The sequence below is a fragment of the Mesorhizobium sp. M2A.F.Ca.ET.042.01.1.1 genome (assembly GCF_003997405.1).
Taxonomy (GTDB): domain Bacteria; phylum Pseudomonadota; class Alphaproteobacteria; order Rhizobiales; family Rhizobiaceae; genus Mesorhizobium.
The window spans coordinates 1-26,904 of the sequence record NZ_RZRX01000061.1 but is presented as its reverse complement, the minus strand read 5'-3'; the positions used below and the strand labels follow the sequence as shown (position 1 = coordinate 26,904).

Annotated in this window: 28 protein-coding genes and 1 pseudogene; 6 read left to right on the top strand and 23 right to left on the bottom strand. The window is 63.7% G+C overall.

Going from position 1 to position 26,904, the window contains the following annotated elements; all coding sequences use genetic code 11:
* The 22 genes from EOA23_RS11960 to EOA23_RS11850 form a co-directional block, all read right to left on the bottom strand.
* On the bottom strand, positions 1 to 566 hold a 566-nt coding region (locus EOA23_RS11960), incomplete at its 3' end, for a transcription termination/antitermination protein NusA (RefSeq protein WP_145966418.1).
* Positions 567 to 612: 46 nt separating this feature from the next.
* Positions 613 to 1,239, bottom strand: coding sequence for a ribosome maturation factor RimP (gene rimP, locus EOA23_RS11955; RefSeq protein WP_127304288.1), 627 nt, complete (start codon positions 1,237 to 1,239; stop codon positions 613 to 615).
* A 154-nt stretch (positions 1,240 to 1,393) separates the two neighbouring features.
* On the bottom strand, positions 1,394 to 1,903 hold the full coding sequence (locus EOA23_RS11950) for a GNAT family N-acetyltransferase (RefSeq protein WP_127304287.1): 510 nt from the start codon (positions 1,901 to 1,903) through the stop codon (positions 1,394 to 1,396).
* 3 nt (positions 1,904 to 1,906) lie between these two features.
* The gene (locus tag EOA23_RS11945; protein WP_126062848.1) at positions 1,907 to 2,206 is read right to left on the bottom strand and encodes a DUF1778 domain-containing protein; all 300 of its coding nucleotides are present in this window, start codon (positions 2,204 to 2,206) and stop codon (positions 1,907 to 1,909) included.
* A 65-nt stretch (positions 2,207 to 2,271) separates the two neighbouring features.
* Entirely contained in the window at positions 2,272 to 2,982 is a 711-nt protein-coding gene (locus tag EOA23_RS11940) for a tRNA (guanosine(46)-N(7))-methyltransferase TrmB (RefSeq protein WP_127304286.1), read from the bottom strand.
* Positions 2,979 to 4,244 carry a methionine adenosyltransferase gene (metK, locus tag EOA23_RS11935; protein WP_126062850.1) on the bottom strand — a complete coding sequence of 422 codons (1,266 nt, stop codon included), beginning with the start codon at positions 4,242 to 4,244 and terminating at the stop codon, positions 2,979 to 2,981. Before metK ends, EOA23_RS11940 begins: the two co-directional genes overlap by 4 nt.
* 166 nt (positions 4,245 to 4,410) lie before the next feature.
* Positions 4,411 to 4,833, bottom strand: a complete 423-nt coding sequence (locus EOA23_RS11930; RefSeq protein ID WP_095819313.1) for a helix-turn-helix transcriptional regulator — start codon at positions 4,831 to 4,833, stop codon at positions 4,411 to 4,413.
* Positions 4,834 to 4,972: 139 nt separating this feature from the next.
* Positions 4,973 to 6,559 (bottom strand): apolipoprotein N-acyltransferase, encoded by a 1,587-nt coding sequence (lnt, locus tag EOA23_RS11925; protein WP_127304285.1) that lies wholly within the window; start codon positions 6,557 to 6,559, stop codon positions 4,973 to 4,975.
* Positions 6,560 to 6,656: 97 nt separating this feature from the next.
* Entirely contained in the window at positions 6,657 to 7,127 is a 471-nt protein-coding gene (locus tag EOA23_RS11920; RefSeq protein ID WP_127304284.1) for a VOC family protein, read from the bottom strand.
* Positions 7,128 to 7,201: 74 nt separating this feature from the next.
* Positions 7,202 to 8,278 carry a hemolysin family protein gene (locus EOA23_RS11915; RefSeq protein ID WP_127304283.1) on the bottom strand — a complete coding sequence of 359 codons (1,077 nt, stop codon included), beginning with the start codon at positions 8,276 to 8,278 and terminating at the stop codon, positions 7,202 to 7,204.
* 27 nt (positions 8,279 to 8,305) lie between these two features.
* The gene (ybeY, locus tag EOA23_RS11910) at positions 8,306 to 8,803 is read right to left on the bottom strand and encodes an rRNA maturation RNase YbeY (RefSeq protein ID WP_127304282.1); all 498 of its coding nucleotides are present in this window, start codon (positions 8,801 to 8,803) and stop codon (positions 8,306 to 8,308) included.
* 12 nt (positions 8,804 to 8,815) lie between these two features.
* Complete coding sequence (locus tag EOA23_RS11905; RefSeq protein WP_245431563.1) at positions 8,816 to 9,808, bottom strand: PhoH family protein; 993 nt, start codon at positions 9,806 to 9,808, stop codon at positions 8,816 to 8,818.
* Positions 9,809 to 9,895: 87 nt separating this feature from the next.
* Positions 9,896 to 11,305 (bottom strand): tRNA (N6-isopentenyl adenosine(37)-C2)-methylthiotransferase MiaB, encoded by a 1,410-nt coding sequence (gene miaB / locus EOA23_RS11900; RefSeq protein ID WP_127304281.1) that lies wholly within the window; start codon positions 11,303 to 11,305, stop codon positions 9,896 to 9,898.
* Between the two features lie 69 nt (positions 11,306 to 11,374).
* Positions 11,375 to 12,175: a lysophospholipid acyltransferase family protein gene (locus EOA23_RS11895; protein ID WP_127304280.1), complete on the bottom strand. Its 801-nt coding sequence runs from the start codon at positions 12,173 to 12,175 to the stop codon at positions 11,375 to 11,377.
* A 128-nt stretch (positions 12,176 to 12,303) separates the two neighbouring features.
* Positions 12,304 to 12,798 carry an N-acetyltransferase gene (locus tag EOA23_RS11890; protein ID WP_127304279.1) on the bottom strand — a complete coding sequence of 165 codons (495 nt, stop codon included), beginning with the start codon at positions 12,796 to 12,798 and terminating at the stop codon, positions 12,304 to 12,306.
* The gene (gene tsaB, locus EOA23_RS11885) at positions 12,798 to 13,487 is read right to left on the bottom strand and encodes a tRNA (adenosine(37)-N6)-threonylcarbamoyltransferase complex dimerization subunit type 1 TsaB (RefSeq protein WP_127304278.1); all 690 of its coding nucleotides are present in this window, start codon (positions 13,485 to 13,487) and stop codon (positions 12,798 to 12,800) included. Before tsaB ends, EOA23_RS11890 begins: the two co-directional genes overlap by 1 nt.
* A gap of 280 nt (positions 13,488 to 13,767) precedes the next feature.
* Positions 13,768 to 14,874 carry a DUF1513 domain-containing protein gene (locus EOA23_RS11880; protein WP_127304277.1) on the bottom strand — a complete coding sequence of 369 codons (1,107 nt, stop codon included), beginning with the start codon at positions 14,872 to 14,874 and terminating at the stop codon, positions 13,768 to 13,770.
* A gap of 439 nt (positions 14,875 to 15,313) precedes the next feature.
* Positions 15,314 to 16,408, bottom strand: coding sequence for an imelysin family protein (locus EOA23_RS11870; protein ID WP_189341588.1), 1,095 nt, complete (start codon positions 16,406 to 16,408; stop codon positions 15,314 to 15,316).
* Complete coding sequence (locus tag EOA23_RS11865; RefSeq protein WP_127304276.1) at positions 16,408 to 18,009, bottom strand: di-heme oxidoredictase family protein; 1,602 nt, start codon at positions 18,007 to 18,009, stop codon at positions 16,408 to 16,410. Before EOA23_RS11865 ends, EOA23_RS11870 begins: the two co-directional genes overlap by 1 nt.
* Positions 18,010 to 18,021: 12 nt before the next feature.
* Positions 18,022 to 18,507, bottom strand: coding sequence for a bacterioferritin (gene bfr / locus EOA23_RS11860; protein WP_040985970.1), 486 nt, complete (start codon positions 18,505 to 18,507; stop codon positions 18,022 to 18,024).
* Positions 18,473 to 18,784 (bottom strand): (2Fe-2S)-binding protein, encoded by a 312-nt coding sequence (locus EOA23_RS11855; protein WP_126062862.1) that lies wholly within the window; start codon positions 18,782 to 18,784, stop codon positions 18,473 to 18,475. Before EOA23_RS11855 ends, bfr begins: the two co-directional genes overlap by 35 nt.
* Before the next feature lie 96 nt (positions 18,785 to 18,880).
* A complete protein-coding gene (locus tag EOA23_RS11850; RefSeq protein ID WP_127304275.1) occupies positions 18,881 to 20,170 on the bottom strand; it encodes an imelysin family protein in 1,290 nt (429 codons plus the stop codon).
* Between the two features lie 415 nt (positions 20,171 to 20,585).
* Here EOA23_RS11850 and EOA23_RS11845 point away from each other — a divergent pair, with 415 nt between their 5' ends.
* The 3 genes from EOA23_RS11845 to EOA23_RS11835 are packed head-to-tail and all read left to right on the top strand — an operon-like array spanning position 20,586 to position 22,438.
* The gene (locus EOA23_RS11845; protein WP_127304274.1) at positions 20,586 to 21,839 is read left to right on the top strand and encodes an FAD-dependent oxidoreductase; all 1,254 of its coding nucleotides are present in this window, start codon (positions 20,586 to 20,588) and stop codon (positions 21,837 to 21,839) included.
* A gap of 37 nt (positions 21,840 to 21,876) precedes the next feature.
* On the top strand, positions 21,877 to 22,107 hold the full coding sequence (locus EOA23_RS11840; protein ID WP_127304273.1) for a type II toxin-antitoxin system ParD family antitoxin: 231 nt from the start codon (positions 21,877 to 21,879) through the stop codon (positions 22,105 to 22,107).
* A 4-nt stretch (positions 22,108 to 22,111) separates the two neighbouring features.
* Complete coding sequence (locus EOA23_RS11835) at positions 22,112 to 22,438, top strand: type II toxin-antitoxin system RelE/ParE family toxin (RefSeq protein ID WP_127304272.1); 327 nt, start codon at positions 22,112 to 22,114, stop codon at positions 22,436 to 22,438.
* Between the two features lie 53 nt (positions 22,439 to 22,491).
* Here the strand turns inward: EOA23_RS11835 and EOA23_RS11830 are convergent, their stop codons facing one another.
* Positions 22,492 to 23,769, bottom strand: a complete 1,278-nt coding sequence (locus EOA23_RS11830) for a 4-aminobutyrate--2-oxoglutarate transaminase (RefSeq protein WP_127304271.1) — start codon at positions 23,767 to 23,769, stop codon at positions 22,492 to 22,494.
* A gap of 359 nt (positions 23,770 to 24,128) precedes the next feature.
* On the opposite strand from EOA23_RS11830, the gene EOA23_RS11825 reads away from it, so the two are divergent.
* The 3 genes and pseudogenes from EOA23_RS11825 to EOA23_RS11815 all read left to right on the top strand — a co-directional run.
* Entirely contained in the window at positions 24,129 to 25,160 is a 1,032-nt protein-coding gene (locus EOA23_RS11825; protein WP_245474137.1) for an efflux RND transporter periplasmic adaptor subunit, read from the top strand.
* A pseudogene (locus EOA23_RS11820) lies at positions 25,157 to 26,152 on the top strand (efflux RND transporter periplasmic adaptor subunit); the annotation flags it as partial. The gene EOA23_RS11825 and the pseudogene EOA23_RS11820, both read left to right, overlap by 4 nt.
* A partial coding sequence (locus EOA23_RS11815; RefSeq protein WP_245474136.1) for an efflux RND transporter permease subunit occupies positions 26,053 to 26,904 on the top strand: 852 nt, incomplete at its 3' end. The pseudogene EOA23_RS11820 and the gene EOA23_RS11815, both read left to right, overlap by 100 nt.

Genomic DNA, 26,904 nt, shown 5'->3' with positions numbered 1-26,904 from the left:
TCGTAGACATAGGCGCGGACGCGGTCGCCATACTTATAGTTCTCGCGCGGGATCAGCTCGTCGCGGCGGATGATCGCCTCGCCGCGGCCGAGATCGACGATGACGTTGCCGTATTCGACGCGCTTGACGGTGCCGTTGACGATCTCGCCGATGCGATCCTTGTATTCGTCATACTGGCGATCGCGTTCGGCCTCGCGCACCTTCTGCACGATGACCTGCTTGGCCGACTGGGCGGCGATACGGCCGAAATCCATCGGCGGCAGCTGCTCGGCGATGAAGTCGCCGAGCTGGGCGTCGGGGTTGCGCTCGCGCGCCGTGGAAAGCGCAATCTGCGTCGCATAGTCCTCGACCTTGTCGACCACTTCCATCAGCCGCTGCAGCTTCATCTCACCGGTATTCGGGTTGATGTCGGCGCGGATGTTGGTCTCCTGGCCGTAGCGCGAGCGCGCCGCCTTCTGGATCGCATCGGCCATGGCGGCGATGACGATCGACTTGTCGATCGACTTTTCACGCGCGACCGCATCGGCGATCTGCAGCAGTTCAAGCCTGTTGGCGCTTACAACCATTGTCTTTCTCCCGATTTCGCCTCGGACATGCAGCCCGGCGGCGCTATCAACTTTCCTGTTCGGTTTCGTTTTCCTCGGCGGCGTCTTCTGCTTCGCCGCGGCGTTTCCTGGCCTCCTTGCGCGCCCGGTTATCCTTCGACAGGGCATCGCGGATGAGATCGTCGGTCAGCACCAGTCGGGCCTCGGCGATCGCGTCAAAAGGCACGCGCACCGTCGGCTCCTCGCCATAGGCCACCTTGTCGCGCTCAACCAGGATGCCATCGGCGTCAGCCTCGGCAATCTTGCCCTTGAAGCGCTTGCGATCGCCGACGAGGACGGACGTCTCCAGCTTGACCAGATGGCCGGTCCAGGTGGTGAAATCCGACTTGCGCACTAACGGCCGGTCGATGCCGGGCGACGAGATTTCCAGATGATACGCCTTTTCGATCGGATCATCGACATCGAGCGCCGGCGACACCGCGCGGCTGACCTCTTCGCAATCCTCGACGGTCATGGTGCCGTCCTCGCGCTCGGCCATAATCTGCAGCGTCAGCCCGTTCTGACCGGTCAACTGCACCCGCACGAGACGAAAGCCGATGGCCTTGAGCACCGGCTGCACGATCAGCGCAATGCGCGCATCGATGCCGCTTTCGCGGATGATACGGTCGTCGGCCTCGCTTGCCGCTGCAGTCATCGGATTCCTGTCGCTTTTGGCTTCCGGCCGGCAGGTAATAAAAAAGAGCGGGACCGGGTGGACCCACTCTTCGTCATACCGACCAAGAATTTGAGGCTGATATAGACGATTGCCGCCGGTGTTTCAAGCCTTCAGACACGGCGGTCGCCTCACCTTATCTTTGGGCCTCCACGAGCGACGCGGCGATTGCCGCGATCGAACGAAACAGGATAAGCGAATCGTCCTTCGTCGGGAGAAATCCCCGCCGTTGCCAGAATTGCGCCGCTTCCGCATCGACTGCATTTACCATCAGCGCGCGCCCGCCGATCAGGTCCGCCGCTTGAACACAACGCTGAAGGGCATGCTTCACCAAGCCCGTGCCGATGCCGCGCCCGGCCCATTCGACGTCGGTCGCAAGCTGGCCGAGAAGGAGGCACGGCACCGGATCGGGCGGTTGCCCCGTACGGATCGACCGAGGCAGGATCGACGGCACGACGGCCGTCGGCGCCAACGCATAATATCCGACCACTCGGCCGGCTTCGTGGACAACCAGAACGGCCGTGAAACCCTTCTCCTGATTGGAGAGCGCACGGCTTTTCAGCCAGTGATCAAGCGCAGGCTTCCCACAGGAAAATCCAGACACGTCGTGAATTGCGGTAAGCGACTCGGGAGCCGATAAGGCCACGGGTCAACGCTTCGTCGTGTAACCGGCTTCCCACGGAGCGGGCCGCTTTGCCAGTTCCGCCATGTCGGGAACCGGAGCAGCCGGAACTGACAGGACCTCCATGAACTCCGCGAATCCTTCCGGGCTCATGCGGACAAGACGGTTGTCCATCAGCACATCCTCGGCCGCGCGCACGGCGGCATCGCGCACGAAATCCGTGCGCGACCGGCCCCGCAGACTGGCGGCGCGATCGATCATCGCCACGTCTGCTTCCGGCAGGCGCATCGAGATGGGATATTCCTTGCGTTCGACCGTGGCCGTCATAGCTGTCTCTTTGTTGGGCAATATAGCGGCCTGTAGCGCTAAATGCAATACAGAGATTTGGCTACTCATTTCCGGATAAAGGTCAGATAAGCCGGCCGCCGTCCTTCGCGGATGGCCTTGGCCTCGTAACGCGTGCCGGGCCAACCTTCATAGGGCTGGTGCCAGCCGGCAGCGTCTTCGGCCTGCCATGCGAAGGCGCCGTGAGCGCGGCAGGCAAGCAGCGTCCAGTTCACATAGCTGTCGATATCGGAGGCGAAGCGGAACCTGCCGCCCGGCTTCAGGACGCGGGCGAAGCGGCCGAGATTGGCGGCACCAACGAAGCGGCGCTTCCAGTGTTTCTTCTTCGGCCACGGATCGGGATAGAGCAGGTCGATGCCGTCGAGCGAGGCCGACGGCAGCCAGTCGAGCAGGCGCGTGGCGTCGTCGTCATAGACCCTGAGATTGCCAAGCGGCGCCTTGGCAAGCGCCGTCATCATCTTGGCCATGCCGTTGACGAAGGGCTCGACGCCGATGAAGCCGGTCTCCGGCGCTTCCTTGGCGCGGTGCAGGAGATGCTCGCCGCCGCCAAAGCCGATTTCCAGCTGCAGCGCCGAAACCTCAGCCTTGAACAAGGTGCTGAGGTCAGCCGGCGCTTGCGCCGTCAGGTCGAGCCGGTATTCGCGCAGGCCGCTTTCGAGGGCGATGGCCTGCTGCGGGCGTATGGTCTTGCCGTGCCGGCGGCCGAAGAATCCTTCGGTCGCACGGCTCGGCCTGTCCTTTGCGTTCGCTGGCGTCAGGCGGCGACGGCGTCCTTGAGCGCCTTGGCGAGATCGGTCTTCTCCCAGGAGAAGGAACCGTCGCGACCGGCCTTGCGGCCGAAATGGCCGTAGGACGAGGTTTTTGCGTAGATCGGCTTGTTGAGATCGAGATGGCGGCGGATACCCGACGGCGACAGGTCCATAACCTTGCGCAGCGCCTCCTCGAGCTTCGATTCGTCGACCTTGCCGGTGCCGTGCAGGTCGACATAGACCGACAGCGGCTGGGCGACGCCGATGGCGTAGGAGAGCTGGATGGTGCAGCGGTCGGCAAGCTTGGCCGCCACCACGTTCTTGGCAAGGTAGCGCGCCGCATAGGCCGCCGAACGGTCGACTTTGGTCGTGTCCTTGCCCGAGAAGGCGCCGCCACCGTGCGGTGCCGCGCCGCCATAGGTGTCGACGATGATCTTGCGGCCGGTGAGGCCGGCATCGCCGTCAGGCCCGCCGATGACGAACTTGCCGGTCGGGTTGATGTACCAGTTGCAGTCCTCGGCGATCTTCAGGTCGCCGAGCGCCTCGCGGATGTAGGGCTCGACGACCTTGCGGACCTTCTTGGAGTCCCAGCTGGCATCGAGATGCTGGGTGGATAGCACGATCTGCGTAACTTCCGCCGCCTTGCCGTCGGCATAGCGCACGGTGACCTGGCTCTTGGCGTCCGGGCCGAGCTTGCCGGCCTCGCCATTGCCTTCATGGCGCGCGGCGGCAAGCAATTCGAGGATCTTGTGGCTGTAATAGATCGGCGCCGGCATCAGGTCGGGCGTCTCGCGGCAGGCGTAACCGAACATGATGCCCTGGTCGCCGGCACCTTCCTCGCCCTGGCGGTCGGCGGCGTTGTCGACGCCCTGGCCGATGTCGGGCGACTGGCCGTGCAGCAGCACGTCGATCTTGGCGGTCTTCCAGTGGAAGCCGGACTGCTCGTAGCCGATCTCTCTGATAGCCTTGCGGGCGACCGACTTGAACTTGGCCGGGTTGACCACGGGGTGGCCGGACGCATCCTTGAGGACGTTGCCGGCCTTGTCCTTCTTCAAAAGCGTGTCGGGGACGCGGACCTCGCCGGCGATGACGACGCGGTTGGTGGTGGCCAGCGTTTCGCAGGCGACGCGGACCTTCCACGGATCCATGCCTGTCTTCTTGGCTTCGCGATAGACCAGATCGACGATTTCGTCGGAGATGCGGTCACAAACTTTGTCGGGATGACCCTCGGAGACGGATTCCGAGGTGAAGAGATAATTCTGCCGCGTCACGGGTGTCCCCTCTTGAAAAAAAATCGGCAGGTTGCCGATTTTTGGCGCGCCACGTGTTAGCGGTGCCGGGCGCCGCTCGTCAAGCGGCGCGACGGATCTGGCATGAATGTAGGCAAGGCCGGCTATGCCACCAGCGGCGGGGCGCCGCCGGCGGCATAGGTAAAAATCAATCGGCGTCCTCGGCGGAGAGCGCCTTCACCAGATCGATGATGCGGCGGCGCACCTTCACGTCGCCGATCTTGACGAAAGCCCGGTTGAGCTGAAGCCCTTCGGGACTGCCGCAGAACTCGATGGCGAAGGCCATCGAGGAGTCTTCGGCAAATCCCCGATTGCCGCCACCGGTCTCCTCGCCCGGGGCATCCTCGAAAAAGAAGGCGACGGGAACGCTCAGGATGGAGGCAATCGCCTGCAGACGGCTGGCGCCAACCCTGTTCGTGCCCTTCTCATACTTCTGGATCTGCTGAAAGGTGATGCCGAGATTTTCACCCAGCTTTTCCTGGCTCATTCCAAGCATATTGCGACGCAGCCGGATGCGACTCCCGACATGAATGTCGATCGGATTCGGCTTCTTCTTGTTCTCTTCTGTCATTTTTTCCTCGCCGAATTTTTCCGGCTTTTTCTATTTTGTTCCGCCCATATGAAGCCGGAGCCACCTGCCCCAACAGAACCCTCCAACCGACTTCGAAAAATTTTAGGCGTTACAGTATGAGTTTCTAATGTGCCGACTGTCAATTCACCCGTAGCCGCTGCCTTACATTCAAGGTGAAGGCCATCAGCGCAAACAGCAACATGATCAGCAATCCGTTAAAATGCCGCTGTTCGGGGGATAGGAGGGCGCGCCCAGAAACCGGCACATGCGCGTCGATGGCGCCGCGCGCGTTGACGGCAAGCGCATCGATGATGCGCCCGCGCGAATCGACAATTGCGGAGATGCCGTTGTTGGCCGCGCGCAGCAGCGGCAATCCATTTTCCACCGCGCGAATCTGCGCCTGCCTGAAATGCTGATACGGGCCTGGCGTGTCACCAAACCAGGCGTCGTTGGTGACGTTCACGATCACGTCAGATGACGCAGCGTCGGCGGCGACGAGATCGGGAAAGATCACCTCGTAGCAGATGAACGGCGCGGCACGCAGGCCGCCCGGCAGACTGATCGGATGCCGCTCGTTGCCGCCGGCGAAATTCATCGGTCCGGCAACGAGCTGGCCTATGCCGAAGCGTTGGAAAAGATCGGCGAAGGGCAGGTATTCGCCGAAGGGTACCAGATGCACCTTGTCGACGGCATCGACGATCTCGCCTTTGTCGTTGATCGCCACCACGGAATTGTAATAGCGGCTGCCGGCGCTCGCCGATCCGCCTTCCTCGCGCACGACACCGGCAATCAGCATCTGGCCCTCGGCCAGCATGTCGCCCAGAGCCGTGAGCGCGTCCGGACGCTCGGTGAACAGGAAGGGCACAGATGTTTCCGGCCACAAAATAAGCTGCGGCTTGGCATGGCCTTCTTCCGGCGCTTTCCCCGATATCCCCAGTAAAGTTGCGAAGATGCGGTCGCGCACCGAGGCGTCCCACTTTTCGCTGAGATCGACCGAGGGCTGGACGATGCGAACATCGATCGAGCGGGCCGGCTCGACCGGGGCCGCGAGCCGGGCGTAGCCGAAGCCGACATGGCCAGCGACGAGGATGACGAACAAGGCAAGGCCCAGCCTCAGATGCCGGCGCGCCGCGACCAGCGCAGGCAGCGAAAACACGAAAACCGCGAGCGCGTTCATGCCGATCATGCCGGTCACCGACACGCTCTGCATCAGCAACGGCACCGGCATCGCCGCGTATCCGACGGCATTCCAGGGAAAGCCGGTGAAGAGGAAATCGCGCAGCCATTCGGCAAGGCCGAAGCCGAAGGCAAGGGCGACGATGCGGCCGATGTCGCTGCTCCACAACACGCGCGCCACCACGGTGGCGAAGCCATAGAAGAAGGCGAGCGCAAAGGGGATGCCAACAACGGCGAAGGGCAAGGCCCAGGCGAAGCTGTCGGCCTCGACCAGCAATGCCTGGCCGATCCACCAGAGACCGGCGAGGGAGTAGCCGAAGCCGAACCACCAGCCGGTGGCGAAAGCCGGCCGCAGGCGCCTGAACCAGCCATCGGAAGCCTCGCCGGTGGCGCCGTCGAGCAGCCAGACCAGAACCGGGAACGAGACGAAGCAGACGGCGAAGAAATCGTAAGGCGCCTGGGCAAGCACCGCCAGCGCTCCGGCGGCAAAGGCCACCAGCGCCCGCCGCCACCCCCACAGCAGAATTATCCGGCCGGCAAAGCGCTGCATCCAGCTTCCCAAGTCGCGCGAATCAGGGAGTTAGAGGTTTAACAGGCCGAGCCGCGCGATCCAAACCCAGATAAGCGCCGCCTGATACACCTTAGCGCTATCTGTGCCAGCCCTCGATCCGCAGGCCGGTCAGTCGCTCGGCCTCGTCTTTCGACACGACGCGTACGGTTCGGGTGAATGTCCAGATATGGCCTTCGGGGTCGCGGGCGCGATATTGGCGCTCGCCGTAGAAATGATCCGCGGGCTCCTCGACGATCTCCGCGCCTGCCGCGCGCGCTTTCTCGCAATGAGCGTCGATATCCTGCTGCAGACGGACATAGACGGCTTGCGTGTTCTTGCCGCCGACAGAGACGGGACTGGCGATACGCTCATCCCATTCGGAATCGACGATGATATAGCCGTCGCCGAAGCGCATTTCGGCATGCACGAGCCGACCGTCGGGATCGCTCACCAGCATGCTCGGCTCAAAACCAAAGGCCGCCTGCAGAAAGGACAAAGCCGCGTGCGGATCGCAATAGAAAACGCCTGAGCCCAGGACCGCATGGTGGAATGGATCGTCGGTCGGCATGCCGCTCCACGTTCTTTTTTACGCAATTCCGGACGGAAAACCGCTGCGCACTTTCCTGGAATTGCTCCAGGGGATCAGGCCTGTTCGGTGCGGGCGGCGCGGCGACGCTGCCGCTCGCCCTTCGGGCTCTGCACGATGCGCACGCGCTTGACGCGGCGCGGGTCGGCGTCGAGCACGTGGAACTCGAAGCCGGGAATGGCCTGCACGACTTCGCCCCTGGCCGGGACCCGGCCGAGCGTGTTGAAGATCATGCCGCCGATCGTGTCGACATATTCGCCATGCTCGCCAGCGGCGAAATCCTCGCCGATCATCTTGGCGACCTCGTCGATCTCGGCCTTGCCGTCGACGACGAAGACGCCGTCGCCGGTCTGCGTGATCATCGGCTCGTCGTCGTCATGCTCGTCCTCGATGTCGCCGACCACCATCTCGACGATGTCTTCCAGCGAGGCGAGGCCGTCGGTGCCGCCATATTCGTCGATGACCAGGGCCATCTGCGTGCGCGTCGTCTGCATGCGGCCCATGAGGTCGGAGGCCAGCATCGAAGGCGGCACGAACAGCACCTGGCGGATCAGATTGAGCTCGCCGATGGTGCGCGCGAGATCGACCTGCGCAAGGTCGAGCGCCGTCGTCACCGGCGCCTTCGCCCTGGTGCGGCCCTTCTTGACGCGGGCGACCTTGGTGATGTGGGCGAGCACATCGCGAATGTGGACCATGCCGCGCGGATCGTCCAACGTCTCGGAATAGACCGGCATGCGCGAATGGCCGGACTGCTCGAAAAGGCCGAGCAGGTCGCCAAGCGTGGTGTTGATCTCGACCGCCTCAATATCGGCGCGCGGCACCATGACGTCCTCGACCCGCACTTCGCGCAGGCGCAGGATGTTGTTGAGCATGGCGCGTTCGCCGGGCGAGAAGGATTCCGCATCGGTCGTCGTTTCGGCGAGCGCGCCGGCGATCTCCTCGCGCAGGCTGGTGCCGTTGCGGTGCCGGAACAGGCCGAGCACGCGGTCGAAGAGCGAAGGACCGGCATGCGTCGGCTCACCGGCCGCGCTGCCGGTGGGAATACTCGGACTCGAGCCCTCTTCCGTTTTTTCGGAAGGCTTGGCAGCACTGCCGGCGTCCGGGCGGGCGGCAGTTTCTGGTGTGTCGTTCATCGCCATCAGGTCAATTGAGCTTTTTTGTTACGCGTAGGGATCGGGAATGGCAAGCCTCGCAAGCGCGGCGCGCTCGATCGCTTCCATCTCCTCTGCCTCGGCGTCGGTCTCGTGATCATGACCCAGCAAGTGCAGCAGGCCATGGATGACGAGATGGGTGATATGGTTCTCAAGCGGCTTGTCTTCCAGTGCGGCCTCGCTCGCCACCGTCTCGGAAGCCAGCACGATGTCGCCCAGCATCGGCGGCAGTTTGCCGCCTTTCGGAAACGGAAAAGCCGGAAAAGACAAGACGTTGGTGGGCTTGTCCTTGCCACGCCACTCGGTGTTGAGCGTCCGGATGTGAGCATCGTCGGAAAAGACGATGCTGAGCTCGGAGACGCCGGTCGCCCCGGTTTCGGCAAAGGCGGCCGCAACGGCGCGCTCGACCAGGCGCGTCAGCTCGACTTCGGCAGGCCAATCGCCGGCCTCGACGAAAATATCGATATCGACCGGCGTCTCGCCGCTGGATACTGGATTGTCAGCCATATAGCCTTTTGATCAGCTTTCGGCGCCCAGGCCCCGCGCCAGCTTGCCGTCGCGGTCATAGGCCTTGACGATCTCGGCAACCAGCGGGTGGCGCACCACGTCGCCTTCGTTGAAGCGGACGGTGACGATGCCAGGCACGCCGTCGAGGATGCGCAGCGCCTCGACCAGCCCCGACTTGGTGTTGGGCGGCAGGTCGATCTGGGTCGGATCGCCGGTGACGATCATGCGCGAGTTCTCGCCGAGACGGGTCAAGAACATCTTCATCTGCATCTGCGTGGTGTTCTGCGCCTCGTCAAGGATCACAGCCGCATGCGCCAGCGTGCGGCCGCGCATGAAGGCCAGAGGCGCGATCTCGATCACTTCGGCCGCGATCGCCCGCTCGACCTTGTCGGCCGGCATCATGTCGTAGAGCGCGTCGTAGAGCGGCCGCAGATAGGGGTCCACCTTCTCCTTCATGTCGCCGGGCAGGAAGCCCAGCCGCTCGCCAGCCTCGACCGCGGGGCGCGACAGCACGATGCGTTCGACCATGCCGCGCTCCAAGAGCATCGCCGCATGCGCGACCGCCAGATAGGTCTTGCCGGTACCTGCCGGGCCGATGCCGAAGACCATTTCGGAGCGCTCCAGCGCCCGCATATAGGCGTCCTGCGTCAGCGAACGGGCGTAGATCGTCTTCTTGCGCGTCGATATCTGGGCGGCCGAAACCTTGCCCTTGCGCTCCATGGTCGGCAGAGTCAGCTGGTCGTCGGCGGCAATCGCCATGCGTACGGCGCCGTCGACATCCGACTGGCCGATGTCAACGCCCTTCTGAAGGATGCCGTAGAGCGTATCCAGCGCGCGGCGCGCCTGTTCGGCGGCCGAAGCCGAGCCCTTGATCGCAAGCTGGTTGCCGCGCGAGCGGATATCCACGCCGAGCTTCTGCTCGAGCCGTGCCAGGTTCTCGTCGAACTGGCCGTAGAGGGCGCTGGCAAGCTTGTTGTTGTCGAAGGTCAGTACGATGTGCGCCATGTCGGAAGCCCCGGACGCCTGGTTCTGGGGCGGATTCTTCAGTTCGGCAGCGCTCAACCGTCTCTCCTCATCTGCCGAGGCTTGTGGCTAGGCCAACTCGGCGAACAGGCTGTTGGGGCCTGTCTTCGTGATTCGCACATCAATAATGTCACCGATTCCACCGGCCTTGTCGTCAACAATCACCGGGTTCAGCCATGGCGAGCGGCCAAGAATCTGACCGGGGCGGCGACCTGGCTTCTCGATCAGCGTGCTGACGGTGCGGCCGACCACGCTGGCTATGAAATTCTGCTGCTGATCGTTGATCAGCGCCTGCAGGCGCTGCAGCCGTTCGTCCTTCACGGTTTCGGAAAGATGACCGTCCATCTCGGCGCCCGGCGTGCCAGGACGTGGGGAATATTTGAAGGTGAAGGCCGAGGCGTAACCCACCTCGCGCACCAGTTTCAGCGTCGCCTCGAAATCCTCGTCCGTCTCGTCGGGGAAGCCGACGATGAAATCGCCCGACATGGCGATGTCGGGACGGGCGGCGCGAATGCGATCGATGAGCGCCAGATAGTCGCGTGCCGTGTGCCTGCGGTTCATCGCCTTCAAAATCCGATCGGAGCCCGACTGCACCGGCAAATGCAGATAGGGCATCAAGGCGGGCAGATCACGATGCGCGGCGATCAATTCGTCGTCCATGTCGCGCGGATGGCTGGTGGTGTAGCGCAGCCGCGCCATTCCAGGGATTTCCGCAAGCCGGAACAGCAGGCGGCCGAGGCCCCATTCTTCGCCATTCTCGCCAACGCCATGCCAGGCATTGACGTTCTGGCCGAGCAGCGTCATCTCGCGCACGCCGGCCTCGGCCAGCCGCTCGGCCTCGGCGACGATCTGCGCCACCGGGCGCGAGACCTCGGAGCCGCGGGTATAGGGCACCACGCAGAAGGTACAAAACTTGTCGCAGCCTTCCTGCACCGTGAGGAAGGCGGTGACGCCGCGCTTTGCCAATTCGGCGCGCTTCGGCTGCGGCAGGTGCTCGAACTTGTCCTCGATGGCGTATTCGGTCTCGACGATCTTCTCGCCGCCGCGAACCCGCGCCAGCACGTCCGGCAGCCGGTGATAGGTCTGCGGGCCGATGACCAGGTCGACCGCCGGAGCGCGGCGGATGATTTCCGCACCTTCGGCCTGCGCCACGCAGCCGGCGACACCGATCAGCAATTCACGGCCGGCCCCGGCGCGCTCGGCCTTCATGTCACGGATGCGGCCAAGCTCGGAATAGACCTTTTCCGCCGCCTTCTCGCGGATATGGCAAGTGTTGAGCAGCACCAGATCGGCGTCCTCGACGGTGTCGGTGGCGACATAGCCGTCGGCGGCCAGCGCATCGGTCATGCGCTGGGAATCGTAGACGTTCATCTGGCAGCCATAGGTCTTGACGAAGACCTTTTTCGCCGTGCGGTCAGTGGCGGCCGAGCGCTCGGCGGCAGCGCCGATGCCATGGCTTTCAATCGTGTTCAGTTCCATCGGGCGGCTTCTAGCGCCTTTCCGTGACAAAAAACAGACGATTCTTGTGGCCCGTCGTGCGCCTCGACTTCACCGGCTCTTGGCCGGGTCGGCGAGGATACCTTGCATCATCTCGCGCACCTTGGCTTCCATCAGCCTCGCCGTTTCCTTGCGGTTCGAACCCTTGGAGAACGGCACCGGCTGGCCGAAATGCACTTCGGCATCGATCGCGCCTTCGGCAAGCAGGGTTTTGAGATGCGGCATCAGATCCTGGTCGCCGATCCAGGCGGTGATCGGCCGATGGCGGCGGCCCATCGGCATGCCGTGCAGGCGCGTATAGGCGATCGCCACGGGCTGGATGAAGACCTGTTCCGCCGCGCCTTCCAAAATCGCCATCGAGGCCGCGCCGAACAACGTGCTCTTGAACGGCAGCACCAAGTTGCCGTCGCCGGTCGAGCCTTCGGCGAACAGCACCATGGCGTCGCCTTTCGCCATCCTCTTGGCGATCTCGCTTGCCTGGTCGCCGGAGGTGCGCTTGCGCTCGCGCTCGATGAAGACGGTGCGCTGCAGCTTGGATAGCATGCCGATCAGCGGCCAGCCCTCCATGTCAGCCCTGGCGATGAACTTCACATCGACGAAGGAGCCGAGCACCATGATGTCGGTCCAGGAAATGTGGTTGGCCGCCACCAGCAGAGGGCGGTCTTTGGCCAAGCTGCCGGTCACATGCACCCGCATGCCCAGCGCCCGCAGGATCATGCTGTGCCAGATCTTCAGGATGACAGTTTCGGGCCACAGCCCCGTCTTCATCGACAGGATCTGCAGCGGCACCAGCACCAGGGAACAGACGACCACATAGAAGAGCGCCAGGAAAATCCGCAATTTCTCGATCATTCGCTCCGGCCCTAGATCAGGATGACGCTTCGTTGAATCGTCGTCCTGATCTAACTCTTTGTGGAGCATGATGTTTTTCCGAAAACCGGTTCCCACTTTTCGGGATCATGCCGTATCGCGCGGATTGGCTAGCGAAGATCGCGGCGCATGACAAGCGCTCCGGTCGGGCCGTGCTCGGTCGAGCGGTAATAGTTCGGGCGATGACCGACCTGGATGAAACCTAGCCTGCGGTAGAGCCCAATTGCGGGCGCATTGGTCTCGTCGACCTCGAGGAAGAGCGCTTCGGCGCGCTGCGCATGAAGCTCGCGCAGCACCGCGTCCATCAGTTGCCAGCCAAGGCCCTGACGGCGATGGCTGCGGGCGACGGCCACGGTCAGGATCTCGCCCTCGCCGGCCGCGAGCCGCGCCAGCAGGAAGCCGACCGGCGGCTTGGAGCCCTGACCTGTTTCCCGCGCCGCATAGCCGAAGACCGTGTCCTGTTCGAGGAGTGCCGCAAACTCGCCATCGGTCCAGGGCCGCACGAAATCCTCACGATGCAGTACCGAGACAGCGGCGCTGTCGGCGACCGTCAGCGGTTCCAGCGCATAATCCCTGCGGCGCGGCTGAAAGAACGGAATGCGCATCAGGGCTCGGTTCCCTTGTCCTGCCTTGGCAGAATGAAACCCGCCTGCGGCTTGGCGTCGGCGCCGCGCAGATAGAGCGGCTTCGGCTTCTCGCCGGGTCCCTTGGCGGCGGCCAGCCTGGCATAGGTCGCAATATCGGCGGTGGCGGCGATCGGACCGGTGTCGAAAGGACGCTCAGCCGCTTGGGCAATATGCGGCGCGGCGGTGCCGGCAAGGACAGCGTCGGCGTTGACGGCCATTGTCACCGCCTCGGAAAGCGTGGCTACGGATAGTCCGTAAGTTTCGGCTAACGCTTTATCGTAGAGCGCCGCATGGATTTCCTCGCGGCCGGCGTCGAGCGCGGCAAGCACCGCGCGCCCGGGAAAGGTGTTGGCGCCCTCGGCAGCCAAGGCTTCCAGCGTCGTCACGCCGATCGCCGGGATTTTCAGCGCCAACGCCAGGCCACGCGCGGTCGAGACGCCGACGCGCAGGCCGGTGAAGGAGCCGGGGCCGATCGAGACGGCAACGGCGTCCAGGTCAAGGTAGCCGACGCTGCCGGCTTGCAGGGCGGTCTCGATGACGGCCATCAGATGCTCGGCATGCCCCTTGCCGAGATCGCGCAGCTCGCGGCCAAGCTCCTTCCCCGCGCCCGCGTCATAGACGCAGGCGGCGCAGAGACTGGCGGCGCAGTCGATGGCAAGCAACTTCATACGGGCAGCTTCATAGGCCGGCTAACGAACTGATCGAACACAATTCCCTCTGCCCGGCATGGGCCGCCGCCGCAAGGGCCAGGGCTGAGAAATGTTAAGCGGCTTTGCTTCTAGAGCGTTTCACCGTTTCACGGAAACGGCGAGACGCTTTATCACTTTGCTTTGACGCAAATCCGGACGGAAAACCGCTCACACTTTTCCTGGAATTGCTCTAGGTTTTGGCGCAATTCCGAACGGAAAACCGCTCACACTTTTCCTGGAATTGCGCAAGGCGCGGCGATCACGCCGTCGCGACAATGCGGAGCATATGGTTGTCCCAGACATAGTCCGGCTCGGAACGGATAGCGCCGGCGCCGCCGACGATCTCGCCGGCGCCGGTCGTCGCCATGAAGCCGCTGCCGTCAGGCGCAAGACCGCAAACCTCGACCAGAGACCGCGTCGCGACCACGCGTCCGCTGGCAGCATCGAGGACGGCCAGCGAATTGCCCTCCGGCGAGGTGACGGCAACGGTGCCTGTCGCGGCATTGGCGGCGACCGAGCCAATGTAATTGCGGAAGCCGGAGAGCACGTCCTGCGGTAGCTCCACCAGTTCGAGTTCCTTGCCGCGCGCGGCGCGGCCGACCAGCGCCGGGCGGTCGGTCGCCGGCCCGCGATACTGGCAGCCGAACCAGACGGTGCCCGCCTGGTCGCGGTCCATATGGCGGATCGAAAGCTGATGCAGCGCCGGCGGCAATTCGTGCTTTTCCATCAGGTCGCCGGTGACGCGGTCGACCAGCGTGTAGGAGGGCTTCATCGTCGCGATGTTGAGCTCGGCACGGCCGTAGTCGGGATGGGTCTCGATGCCGCCATTGGCGATGGCCAAGGTGCGGCCGTCGCCCAGCAGGAGCAGCTCATGCGGCCCCATGCCATAGGTCGGGAACTCACCGACGCGACTGAACCCGGCCTTCGCATCGTATACGCCGACGACACCAGCCGCGTTGTCGAAATCGTTCTCCGTCGCATAGAGCAAGGCGCCGTCGGGCGAGAACACGCCATGGCCGAAGAAATGCCGACCCGCGATGCTGGCAATGGTCAAAGGCTTGTCGCGGCCCGCATGGTCGAAGACGACCGCGAAAGTGCCGGGCTGCCGGGCAAAAACGACCGAGCGTTTCGACACCGGATCGAAAGTGACGTCATGGCCGCGATCCGGCAGATCGAGCGAATGCAGGATTTTTCCCGCCTCGGAGAGCACGGCGGTGCCAAAACTGCCATCGCGCTTGACGAAGGCCGTGGCAAACACCGCGTCCGCCGCAAGGGTGTCGGCCCAGGCGCGCGGCGCCATGGCGGCGGCGAAGCCAGCGCCCGCGGCCCGCAGGAAATCGCGGCGGTCGATGAGGGGAGTTCTCACGGGACGGCCCCTCCCTGCATTGCATTGCTCCAGGACGCCGCAATTTCGATCGCGTGCAGCCGAAGCTTGGCGCTTACCGATCGCTGAGATGGATTATCGCAGACGTTGGAGATTGGCCGAAGCCTCCGGAACTTCGTCATCCTTGGGCGAAGCAGGAGCGAAGCTCCGTCGCGGAGACCCAAGGATCCATGCCGTGACCTTGGCCGAAGGGCGCAGCGGCGCAGAATTCTGCACCGTTGCAACGCCTCAAAGTCACGGCATGGATCCTCGGGTCTGCGCTGCGTCGCTACGCTCCTTGCTTCGCCCGTGGATGACGATGGGAGGAGCGCTTCAGCCAATTTCGAAAGACAGTGATTCCACGAAGCAGACGCGTTCGAACAACCAAAGCCTCTTGGCCAGGAAATATTCCCTAAAATCTGCGCCACTGTCGGAACCATGCTCAGTCCCCATCCAGCGACGAGAAGCCCGCGGTCAGGCCGAACTCGGCGGTCATCCTGGTGCCGATCAAGGTCGACAGGCTCGAGGTGATCAGCGCGAAATGTTCGAGCTTGTCGCGCAGCGCGGGGTCGGCGAGCGCCTTGTTGATCGGGCCGGGGATCGATTTCACTGTTGTCACGCCGTTGGTGAGCTGGATATGGATGGACTCGGCCATCCATTGCGCATCGGCGGGCAGCGCATCGCCGAGCTTGGAAGCCTGGAATAGCTGGTCGATGCCGGAGAGATTTCCGGCCAGCGAGGCCGCCGTGTTCCGCGAGCGCCAGTAGATCGCCTGCTTCGGCTTGTCGGCGTCCGGCTTGGCGCCAAGGAAGCCCTTGAGCCGCACATCGCGGATCATGTCCAGCTCGTTGATGAAGACGCCGACCAGTTCCGTCACCGCTTCGTTGCCGTCGCGGTAGAGCGGGTTCTTCGGGCCGGGATTGGCCCAGAGCGAAGCGAAGCCGTCGGGCTTTTGCCAGGCATCGCGCACCTCGCCGGCCATGGTTTCGACGTTGCCGGCGACCGCCTCGCCATAGGCGCAACGATAGGGCTCGTCCTTCCCTGCAAGCGTTTCGGCGCCGTCGCCATAGAGCACGTATTCGAGCGCGCCGAGACCCTGCATGGCGACGCTCTTTTGCGCCAGTTGCGCCGGATCGGTGGCTGAAGGGTCCTTCGATGCGAGCGTGGCCTGCACTTGTCTCAGGCCGATGCTCTTGCGGTCCGGCCAATAGAGCATACGCTCCAGCCGGTTGTTTTCCTTGATCGGCCCGAAGGCGATGATCTCGGCCACAGACCAGGCCTCGACCGCGCCGGAAAACGCCGAGCGCGCTGCTTCGAGATTGATTTCGGACGGCGCTTCGCAAAGCAGGTGCATCGCTTTGGTCAGCCCTACCGCATGCTCATCAAGGCTGGCATAGGCGGGGCGGACGAACCCGTCGATCGCGCGCTCGATGACGTCGGAAGCCTTGACCGCGGCCGATGCCGGCAAGGCGGCGGCCAGAAGGAAAGGAAGAATAAGGACCAGGCATTTCGACATCAGAGCGACGCGTTTTAGCATCAGAGGGACTCCAGGAATTTGATCAGCGCCTCACGGTCGGCCGCGGCCGCCCCGGCAAAGCGGTCGCGGGCCTTCTGCCCCTCGCCGCCATGCCACAGGATCGCCTCGGCAAGCGTGCGGGCGCGGCCGTCATGCAGATAAAAGGCATTGCCGTTGACTGTCGCGGCGAGCCCAATGCCCCAGAGCGGTGGCGTGCGCCACTCGCTCCCCGTGGCTTCTCCAACCCGTTGTCCGTCCGCAAGGCCCTCGCCCATGTCGTGCAGCAGGAAGTCGGAATAGGGCCAGATCAGCTGGAAGGCCTGCGCCTTGTTTGGCGTGCCGCGTATGGTGACGAATTTTGGCGTGTGGCAGGAAATGCAGCCCATGTCGTAGAACTGCTTTTTGCCGGCGAGCACTTGCGGTGTGGCGATGTCGCGCCGCGCCGGCACGGCCAGATTCTGCGAATAGAAGGTGACGAGGTCCATCACCGGCGGCGGGGCTTCGGCCGTGCCCAGCCGCTGCTGCACGCCGTTCGGCATGGCCAGGCAATCCTTCTCGGCCTCCGTGCAGTCGCCCCAAGGCTTCGGCATTTCCGGAGTCGAGATGCCGATATCGCCGGCAAAAGCATCGGCCGCCTGCTGGCGGATCGAGGCGGTCTGCGCCTTCCAGCCGAAGCGGCCCAGGGTCACCGCACCGCTCAGCTCGTCGCGCACGATGTTCGGCCGCCCCGAAATGCCGTCGCCGTCGCGATCGTCCGGATCGGCATGAGCGAGGATATCGGCCGGCGCGATCTGCTCGATCAGGCCGAGCCCGATCATCGGCGGCGTCAGGCGCGGCGACAGCGTGGTGCGCGGATCGAGCGGACCGTAGCCGGGATTTTCGACAGAATAACGCGGCTTGCGCAGCGAAACGACGGTGCCGTCGCCGAGTGTTGCTTTTTCCTCGGAGTACTCGACGCGCGCACGGCCTTCGCTCTTGAGGCCCGGAACTGCCAAATCCTGCAATTGCGCGCCATAGACCGGGTCCGGAAAGTTCAGCACCTTGTGGTCGGCGAGCGCGGCCTTTTCCTCGGCGCTGCTCGCGTCGCGCGCGAGCCTGAGGAACATTGACGTCGATCCGGCATCACCTTGCGGCGGGCGGCCGCGGCCATCCTTCAAATGGCAGTTCTGGCAGGCGCGCTCGTTGAACAGCGGGCCAAGACCGTCGGAAGCCTGGGTCGACGACGGCGACGACACCCAGTTCTTGCGGAAAAGCGCATTGCCGAGGTTGAAATTGCCCTCTTCCTCGAAAGTGATGTTGGCTGAGGATTGCGAGAAGGCATCGCGGTTGACGTCCTTGCGCGACGTGCCGGCGCCACCTTGCATCAGCTCGAACGGCTCAGGCATGGTGAAGTCGGTCGTTGGCCTGGTGACGGCCAGAACCCGCGCCTGGTCCTTCGGAGTCAGGTCGGTGCGGCTCGTCGGCAGAGCGGCCGGCTCGCCGGCCAGCGTGGGTGCGGAAAGCATGATCGCCAGCAAAAGCGACGCCCCGCGCCCGGTCCGGTATCGCGGGCTCTTCTGAAGCGGCAAGCCGTCGATTGCGGCCCGCCGCGCGCGGCGCGAAAAGTCTACGGGGCGCCGCATTCCCGCATGTCCTTACTCCGCCTCGTTGGCCGAGTCGGCATTGAGCAGGCCGTACTTTTCCTCGCCGATCGAGGCGAGCAGGTCGAGCTGCGTTTCCAGGAAGTCGATATGGCCTTCCTCGTCGGTCAAAAGGTCCTCGAACAGCTTCATCGAGACGAAATCGCCTTCGTCGTGGCAGATCTCGCGCGAGCGCTTGTAGGCGGTGCGCGCGTCATATTCGCCGGCCAGATCGGATTCGAGCACTTCCTTGACGTTCTGGCCGATGCGCAGCGGCGCGACGGACTGCAGGTTCGGGTGGCCTTCGAGGAAGATGATGCGCGCGATCAGCCGGTCGGCGTGATGCATTTCCTCGATCGATTCCGCCCGCTCCTTCTTTGCCAGCTTGGTGTAGCCCCAATCCTCGAGCAGGCGATAATGCACCCAGTATTGGTTGACGGCCCCAAGCTCCAGAAACAGAGCTTCATTAAGCCGCTCGATGATCTGCGGTTCGCCTTTCATGGGTTCTGCTCCCGTATTGGCCGCGCAAGCCTCGCACGCGATCCAGGTGTGAAACGATGTCCACGCCGCCCACCTGTGAGCGGGCGTGGTAGTTCTCGGTGACCCGAATGATCGTTTCCACCACATTTGGGAAACAGCCGCAACAGCGGCCGCGCTTGCGCATCGCGTGATAGACCTTCGCGGGCACGATCAGCTGCCAAGGATCCTCATCCAGCAGGCCGATGATCGTCCGCTCGATCTCCTTCTCGGTGATGATGTTGCAATGGCAGATCAGCATTTCACTTGCTCTGGCTGACGGCGCCGGTCCGGCGCCGCTTGGCTGGTTTCTTAGTCGTCATGATCCTGTCCAAAAACCGGCTTCCAGTTTTTGGGATTACTTAAACACCTTGTCCGGGGCGTCGAGGCTGTCCGAACCCTCGAAGGCGATCTGGTTCAGCTTGAGCGAGCCGACGGCGCGCTCGATCGACTTGGTCTGGTCGATCAGGGCGTCGATCGCCGCCTGCACGGTGGCGTTGCCTTCGGTGTTGCCCTCGGCGATCTGCTGGTCGTAGGCCTCGCCGGCCAACGCGCGCGCCTTGATGGCCTCCATCTTGGCGACGGTGGTGTCGAGCTTGCCCGACAACTCCTTGTCGATCGCCGAATCGGCGGCCTTCACCATGTCGGACACCGACGGACCCGAAACCACGGAACCGTCGAGCCGCGTGTAGCTGGCATGGTAGGCGTCGCGGATGCCGACCGCGTCATAGAGATGCGAGTTATAGGTGTTGTCGGAGAAGCAGTCGTGCTCCTCCTCCGGATCGTGCAGCAAAAGGCCAAGCTTCATGCGCTCGCCCGCCAGTTCGCCGTAGGAGAGCGAGCCCATGCCGGTGAAGATGGTCGAGATGCCGGTGTTCGCATCACCGTCCGTGAGGTTCTTGCGCGCGGCGCCGTCTTCCTTCCAGTTGTTGACCATCTCCTGCAGGTCGGACACCAGAAGGTCGCTCGCCGATTTCAGATATTCGGCGCGGCGGTCGCAATTGCCGCCCGTGCAGTTCTTGAGGTCGTAATCCGTATAGGGTCGCTCGCCGGCGCCCGGACCGGTGCCGTGCAGGTCCTGGCCCCAGAGCAGGAATTCGATCGCGTGATAGCCGGTCGCAACATTAGCCTCGACGCCCCCGGCTTCCTGCAGCGTGCCGGACAGGAATTCCGGCGTCAGCTTCGAGGCGTCGACCTTCTTGCCGTTGATCTCGATTTCCTTGTTGGCGATGACGTTGGCCGTGTAGAGCGCATTTTCATCCGATTCTGTGCCGTAGCTCTTGGCGACATAGTCGATCAGCCCCTCATCCAGCGGCCAGGAATTCACGCGGCCTTCCCAGTCGTCGACGATCTTGTTGCCGAAGCGATAGACCTCGGTCTGCTGGTAAGGGATGCGCGCCGCCTTCCAGGCTTCGCGCGCGGCGTTCAGCGTGTCGGCGGAGGGGCTGGCGATAAGCGCATCGACAGCCTTGTCCAGCATCTGCGCCGCGGTCAGCGAATCCTCGTATTTGGCCAGAGCGATGTCGGCATAGGTCTTGATCACCGCCTTCGCGTCGGTCCCGGCTTTCGCCGGCAACACGAACACCGCCGCCGTCAGTGCAGCCGTGGCGCAGATCGCAGCCAGCTTACCGCCGTTACGTGCCGTCATTATCCTTCTCCAGTTCCTTGGAAATCCAATAGATGGCGCCCACCCGCGCCGAGGCATGAGCACGCCGGGAAAAATGGTGGCCGCGCCGATGCGCGGTTCGCGATAAAAAGACACCCATTTGCCTCCAATCGAAAGGGTTCAAGGCCCAGACATCAAAGGGATGCGCTTTGCGCGCAGCCCTTCATAAAGCGAGGGAGAGGTCGTGAGTCAACTGGCGCAACGGAAAAAATTCAATTGAAACAACAGTTTAGAATTATTCTAAACTACAAATGTCAACTTTTAAGCCAGCACTGCCTCGCTATCTCGATTGACAGACAGCCATTCTGGGTGCGACCCGATCCTCGGCTCTTGCGGCGCCGGCAGACAATCGCCACTTGGCGCAAGGGCTTAGATTTGCAAACAAAAAAGGATTGCGATGACGAATGGGGTTGTGATTGTCGGTGCGGGCCATGCCGGCGTGCAGGCCGCCGCCAGCCTGCGCGAAGAGGGCTATGAAGGGCCCGTCGTCCTGATCGGCGACGAGCGGGAACTGCCTTATCACAAACCGCCGCTGTCCAAGACCTTCATCAAGGATCTCGAAGCCAAGCCGCAACCCTTGCGCGGCGAGGCCTTTTACTCGGGCAACACCATCGACTACCGGCCGGGCGTGCGCATTGACAGCATCGATGCCCGCGCGGGCCGGTTGAATGTCGCAGGCGGTGGAACGCTCGGCTTCGACCGGCTGGTGCTTGCGACCGGGTCGCGGCCGCGCCTGCTCAAGCTCGACGGCGCCGGCCTCGCCGGCGTGGTCTCGCTGCGCTCGCTGGCCGATGCGCGCCTGATCCGCGAGCTCAGCGCGCAAAGCGAGGACGTGGTCATTCTCGGCGGCGGCTTCATCGGGCTGGAGATCGCGGCGACGCTGAGGGCCGCCGGCCGCAACGTCACCGTCGTCGAGGCCGTCGACCGGCTGCTCGGCCGCGCCGTGGCGCCGATCATCGCCGCCCATGTGCGCCAGCGCCTGGAGGCGATCGGTGTGCGCATCCTGACCGGCACAACCATTGCCAGGCTGGAGGGTGACAGCGGCCGCGTCTCGGCAGCGATCACCTCAAGTGGCAAACGCCTGCCGGCGCAGATGGTGATCATCGGCATCGGCGTCGTGCCCAATGTCGAACTGGCCGAAGCCGCCGGCATTGCTGTCGCCAACGGCATCCGTGTCGACCAGCATATGCAGAGCTCTGTTCCAGAAATCCTAGCCATCGGCGACGCCGCCGCCTACCGGCACTGGTTCACCGGAGGCAACGTGCGGCTGGAATCGGTGCAGAACGCCACCGACCAGGCGCGGCTCGCCGCGCGGACCATTCTCGGCCATGTCGAGCCCTTTACTGCGGTGCCGTGGTTCTGGTCGGATATCGGCGACATGAAGCTGCAGATGGTGGGGCTGACGCAAGGCGGGGACAGCCACGTGGTGCTCGGCGATCTAGCCGAGAACAAGTTCTCGATCTACCACTATGCCGGCGACCGATTGCTCGGCATCGAATCCGTCAACCGCCCGGCCGACCACATGCTTGGCCGCAAGATGCTGGGAGCGGGCTTCTCGCCAACGCCACAAACGGTGGCGGGCGGGCCGGATGCGCTGAAGGCCGCGCTTGCGGCTTTCAATGAGGACGAACTGATCAGGGCCAGAGCGTAATGTTGCCAATTTTTGCCATTGGACATACATTGACAAAATGAGCACGATGAATATCTCCCTGCCTGACAGCTTAAAGCATTTTGTCGATCAGCAGGTGACCGAGCGCGGCTACGGCACGAGCAGCGAGTATGTGCGTGAATTGATCCGCCACGATCAGGATCGTCAATCTCTGCGCCGTTTGCTGCTCGAGGGCGCCTCATCCGCGCCGGGTGCGCCCGTCAACGAAGACTATTTTGCAATGCTGAGGAAACGAGCGCGGGGCCAATAAGTTAGTGGCCGCCAAGCCAATTAATCCTCGAAGTCTTGCTCTGCGCGATATCGAGGACGCTGTCGATTATTATGCCCGTGAAGCTGGTTCGCACGTCGCGTTAGGCTACGTCGACGACCTCCAAAATGCCTACAAGCTGATAGTCAGCTACCCGGCATCGGGCTCTCTGAGATTTGGCTATGAAGTCGGGTTGCCTGGCCTGCGTAGCCTGCAACTCAAACGATACCCTTACCTGATCTTCTACTTCGAACAGACCGACCATATCGATGTCTGGCGGGTTCTGCACGCCAAGACGGATATTCCAGTGTGGTTACAGAATCCGGGCTCCTGACGGCACACATCCAATCGCTTCGATGCAGCCGTCAGGAGAAATACAGCCCTCCCTCAGGCCGCCCGCGCGTCGCGGATCGAGCTTTCCAGAATATCCAGCGCCTCTGTCATGACGCCGTCCTGGATGGTGATCGGCGACAGGAAGCGGATGACGTTGCCGTAAACGCCGCAGGTGAGCAGGATGAGGCCCTTGTCCAGCGCCTTCAGCCGCACCGCGTTGGCGAATTCGGCCGACGGCAGGCCTTTCTTCACATCGTTGAACTCGACCGCGTTCATGAAGCCCGGGCCGCGGATGTCGACGATCTCCGGCACGCCCTCGCGGATCGATTCCAGCCGTTGCTTCAGCCTGGCGCCTAGCGCATTGGCGCGGTCACAGAGCTTTTCCTCCTCGATCACGTCGAGCACGGCATGCGCGGCGGCGACGCCGATCGGGCTGCCGCCATAGGTGCCGCCGAGACCGCCGGGACCGGGCGCGTCCATGATTTCTGCGCGGCCGGTGACGGCCGACAGCGGGAAGCCGCCGGCAAGGCTCTTGGCCATTGTGGTGAGATCAGGCGCCACGTCATGATGATCCATGGCGAACATCTTGCCGGTACGGGCAAAGCCGGTCTGCACCTCGTCGGCGACGAGCAGGATGCCGTGCTGGTCGCAGATCTTGCGCAGCGCTGCCATGAAATCGCGCGGCGCTTCGTAGAAACCGCCCTCGCCCTGCACCGGCTCGACGATGATGGCAGCAACCCGGTTCGGATCGACATCGGCCTTGAACAGCTTGTCGAGCGCGGCGAGAGAATCGGCGACCGAAACGCCATGCAGCGCGACCGGGAACGGCGCATGGAAGACGTCGGCCGGCATCGCGCCGAAGCCGACCTTGTAGGGCACGACCTTGCCGGTCAGCGCCATGCCCATGAAGGTGCGGCCGTGGAAACCGCCGGAAAAGGCGATGACCGCCTGGCGACCGGTGGCGTTGCGGGCGATCTTGATGGCGTTCTCGACCGCCTCGGCGCCGGTGGTGACGAAGATCGTCTTCTTGTCGAACTTGCCAGGCAGCATGCCGTTCAGGCGCTCGGCGAGATGAACGTAGCTCTCATAGGGCACGACCTGGTGGCAGGTGTGGGTAAAGCGATCGAGCTGCGCCTTGACCGCCTCGATCACCTTCGGGTGGCGATGGCCGGTGTTGACCACGGCGATACCGGAAGAGAAGTCGATATAGCGGCGGCCCTCGACATCCCAGATTTCCGAATTCTCGGCGCGATCGGCGTAGATCTGCGTCGTCATGCCGACGCCGCGCGAGATCGACTGGTTCTTGCGTTCGGAAATAGCTGAATTCTTCATCTTGTCCCTCATCGGGCCATCCCTCATCGAGATTGGCCCGTTCTCGTTTGATGTCGTTGAAATCCCTTCTGGCCTTATTTCATGTTTTGCTCAAGTCGGCACCATGGCCCAGTCGATTGGGCCTGCGAGAATGCCCTTAACCAGGCTGACGAAACACGCCCCGGAAAGAGTTTCCTTTTCCCGCCGATGGATTAATCTCATTTCATCCGCGACGTGCCGCCGTCAGCAGCGGCCCCCACGGCTTGAGGGGAACCATGAGCAGGAAAGCGACATCGTCCGCCTTGCCGTCTTCGCCACACCGCCATCCTTTTCGTTCAAAAACGTTGTTGCTGCTCGTCTGCGCCGGCGCTGCGATTTCAATGTCCGGCTGCCAGAAGCGGCAGGCGGCGGAAAAGAAATTGCCGGTGGTGGTGACGACGCAAACGGTCGCCCTCGCCGACTACGCGCCGCGAACCTCGCTGACCGGGGTGATCGCCGCCCGCACGCTCAACAATCTGTCGTTCCGTGTCGGCGGCCGGGTCGCCGAGCGTCTGGTCGATGTCGGCCAGCATGTCGACCAGGGCGCGGTGCTTGCCCGTATCGACCCGCAGGAACAGGAGTCGGACCTGCGTTCGGCACAGGCCGACCTCGACGCCGCACAGGCACAGCTCACCCAGGCCGAGGCCACCTATCAGCGGCAAAAGACGCTGCTTTCGCAGGGTTTTACGACGAGGCGGGATTTCGACAGCGCGGACCAGGCCCTGAAAGTGGCGCAAGGCAGCGTCGACGCGGCGCAAAGCGCCTTGGCCAATGCGAAGGAAGACCTTTCCTACACCGAGCTCAAGGCGGCGGCTGCCGGCGTCATAACGGCGCGCCAGGTCGAGGCCGGGCAGGTGGTACAAGCGGCGCAGACCGTGTTCACCATCGCCGAGGACGGCGACCGCGATGCTGTCTTCAACGTGCACGAGACACTGGTTGCCCAGACGCCGCCCTCGCCTGCGGTGACGATCACGCTGCTGTCGGACCCGCAGGTGCGCGCAGTGGGCAAGGTGCGCGAGATTTCGCCGGCGGTCGACACCCAGTCCGGATCGATCCGGGTCAAGGTCGGCATCCCTGACACGCCGGCCGGCATGCCGTTGGGCGCGGCCGTGATCGGCACGGTCAGCGCCAAGCCGGTCAGGGCCATTCTGTTGCCATGGCAGGCGCTGACATCCGCCGCCGGCAAGCCCGCCGTCTGGATCGTCGAGCCGTCGAGCAAGGTGGTGACGGAGACGCCGGTCGAGGTGCTCGCCTTCGATTCAGGCATCATCGCCGTCGACAAGGGGTTGCAGGAAGGACAGAGCGTCGTTACCGCCGGCGGACAGTTGCTTAGCCCCGGACAGACGGTCGAGATCGCTGGAGCCAGCCAATGAACCGGTTGCGGCACGTCGCTCCCCTGCTCGTCCTTGCCGCGCTCGCTGCCTGCTCGCGCTCGGAAGAGAAGCCGCCGGAGGTCATCCGGCCGGTGCTTTCGGTGGTGGTCGAGCCAAAGACCGTCGAAACCTTCGGCTTCGCCGGTTCGGTCGAGCCGCAATACAGTGCCGACCTCGCCTTCCGGCTGCTCGGCCGCGTCGTCTCGCGCGACGTCAAGGTCGGCGACCTCGTCACCAAGGGCACGACGATCGCCGCCCTCGATCCGACGGCGCTGGAGCTTGCCGTCCAGGCGTCGAAAGCCGATCTGTCGAACGCGCAGGCGCAGTTCATCAACGCCGCCGCCAGCGAGGATCGCCAGCGCCAGCTGCTGGCCTCGGCCAACACATCGCAGGCGACTTTCGACGCCGCGAAGCAGGCGCGGCAGGCGGCGGAAGCCGGCGTCGAGCGCGCCAACGCCGCCTTGGCCAAGTCGCAGGAGCAGCTCGGTTATGCCCGGCTGTTCTCCGATTTCGACGGCGTCGTCACCGCTACCGGCGCCGAGGTTGGCCAGACGGTTTCGGCCGGGCAGACCGTCGTCACCGTGGCGCGTACCGACCCGCGCGAGGCGGTGGTCGACATCCCCGATCAGCTGACCGGCGATCTCACCGTCGGCATGCCCTTCGAGGTGGTCCTGCAATCGCTGCCGACGATCAAGGCACAGGCCAAGCTGCGCGAGATCGCGCCGCAGTCGGAAGGCGCCACCCGCACAAGGCGCGTGAAGCTGACGCTGGTCGACCCGCCGACGGCGTTCCGGTTGGGCTCGACGATCACGGCGACGCGCGTGACCAAGGTCGCGCCGACGATCGAACTGCCGATATCGGCGCTGCTCGAAAAGGACGGTTCCGACAAAGTGTGGATCGTCGATCCACAATCCTCCAGCGTGAGCGCGCGCGAGATCAAGATCGCCTCCAAGAGCGGCGGCAGCTTCACGGTGGCCGGAGGGCTCGAGGCCGGCATGCGCGTCGTCACCGCCGGCGTCCACAGCCTGAGCGAAGGCCAGAAGGTCAAAGTGCCGGAGGGCGGCGTCTGATGAAGGGCTTCAACCTCTCCGACTGGGCGCTCAGTCACCGATCCATGGTCTGGTATTTCATGCTGGTCTTCGTGGTGGCCGGCATCTTCTCCTATCTCAATCTTGGCCGCGAGGAAGATCCCGCCTTCACCATCAAGACCATGATCATCCAGGCCAACTGGCCGGGCGCTTCGGTCAAGGAGACGGTGCAGCAGGTGACCGACCGCATCGAGAAGAAGCTCGAGGAGCTCGACAGCCTCGACTACACCAAATCGGTCACCACTGCCGGCCAGACGGTCATCTTCGTCAACCTGAAGGACACCACCAAGGCGCGCGACGTCGTGCCGAACTGGCTTCAGGTGCGCAACATGGTCAACGACATCAAGGCGCAGCTTCCGCAGGGCGTGCAGGGACCGTTCTTCAACGACCGCTTCGGCGACGTCTACGGCAACATCTATGCCTTCACCGCCGACGGGCTGACGCCACGCCAGCTGCGCGACTATGTCGAAGATGTCCGCACCAAGATCCTGACCGTGCCGAATGCCGGCAAGGTCGATCTGGTCGGCGCGCAGGACGAGGCCATCTATCTCGAGTTCTCGACGCGCCAGATCGCGGCGCTCGGCCTCAACCAGCAGCAAATCGTGGCCAGTCTGCAGGCGCAGAACGCCATCACGCCGTCCGGCGTCATCCAGTCC

Excerpts from the sequence above, each read along its gene's own strand:
- tsaB (WP_127304278.1), bottom strand. The coding sequence starts at position 13,487 with ATGAAGTTGCTTGCCATCGACTGCGCCGCCAGTCTCTGCGCCGCCTGC.
- EOA23_RS11850 (WP_127304275.1), bottom strand. The coding sequence starts at position 20,170 with ATGACGGCACGTAACGGCGGTAAGCTGGCTGCGATCTGCGCCACGGCT.
- miaB (WP_127304281.1), bottom strand. The coding sequence starts at position 11,305 with ATGGAACTGAACACGATTGAAAGCCATGGCATCGGCGCTGCCGCCGAG.
- EOA23_RS11870 (WP_189341588.1), bottom strand. The coding sequence starts at position 16,408 with ATGCTAAAACGCGTCGCTCTGATGTCGAAATGCCTGGTCCTTATTCTT.
- EOA23_RS11830 (WP_127304271.1), bottom strand. The coding sequence starts at position 23,769 with ATGAAGAATTCAGCTATTTCCGAACGCAAGAACCAGTCGATCTCGCGC.
- EOA23_RS11890 (WP_127304279.1), bottom strand. The coding sequence starts at position 12,798 with ATGCGCATTCCGTTCTTTCAGCCGCGCCGCAGGGATTATGCGCTGGAA.
- EOA23_RS11930 (WP_095819313.1), bottom strand. The coding sequence starts at position 4,833 with ATGACAGAAGAGAACAAGAAGAAGCCGAATCCGATCGACATTCATGTC.
- EOA23_RS11865 (WP_127304276.1), bottom strand. The coding sequence starts at position 18,009 with ATGCGGCGCCCCGTAGACTTTTCGCGCCGCGCGCGGCGGGCCGCAATC.
- EOA23_RS11895 (WP_127304280.1), bottom strand. The coding sequence starts at position 12,175 with ATGATCGAGAAATTGCGGATTTTCCTGGCGCTCTTCTATGTGGTCGTC.
- EOA23_RS11920 (WP_127304284.1), bottom strand. The coding sequence starts at position 7,127 with ATGCCGACCGACGATCCATTCCACCATGCGGTCCTGGGCTCAGGCGTT.
- EOA23_RS11905 (WP_245431563.1), bottom strand. The coding sequence starts at position 9,808 with ATGGCGCACATCGTACTGACCTTCGACAACAACAAGCTTGCCAGCGCC.
- lnt (WP_127304285.1), bottom strand. The coding sequence starts at position 6,559 with ATGCAGCGCTTTGCCGGCCGGATAATTCTGCTGTGGGGGTGGCGGCGG.
- EOA23_RS11845 (WP_127304274.1), top strand. The coding sequence starts at position 20,586 with ATGACGAATGGGGTTGTGATTGTCGGTGCGGGCCATGCCGGCGTGCAG.
- EOA23_RS11915 (WP_127304283.1), bottom strand. The coding sequence starts at position 8,278 with ATGAACGACACACCAGAAACTGCCGCCCGCCCGGACGCCGGCAGTGCT.
- EOA23_RS11840 (WP_127304273.1), top strand. The coding sequence starts at position 21,877 with ATGAGCACGATGAATATCTCCCTGCCTGACAGCTTAAAGCATTTTGTC.
- EOA23_RS11855 (WP_126062862.1), bottom strand. The coding sequence starts at position 18,784 with ATGCTGATCTGCCATTGCAACATCATCACCGAGAAGGAGATCGAGCGG.
- EOA23_RS11825 (WP_245474137.1), top strand. The coding sequence starts at position 24,129 with ATGTCCGGCTGCCAGAAGCGGCAGGCGGCGGAAAAGAAATTGCCGGTG.
- ybeY (WP_127304282.1), bottom strand. The coding sequence starts at position 8,803 with ATGGCTGACAATCCAGTATCCAGCGGCGAGACGCCGGTCGATATCGAT.
- EOA23_RS11945 (WP_126062848.1), bottom strand. The coding sequence starts at position 2,206 with ATGACGGCCACGGTCGAACGCAAGGAATATCCCATCTCGATGCGCCTG.
- rimP (WP_127304288.1), bottom strand. The coding sequence starts at position 1,239 with ATGACTGCAGCGGCAAGCGAGGCCGACGACCGTATCATCCGCGAAAGC.
- bfr (WP_040985970.1), bottom strand. The coding sequence starts at position 18,507 with ATGAAAGGCGAACCGCAGATCATCGAGCGGCTTAATGAAGCTCTGTTT.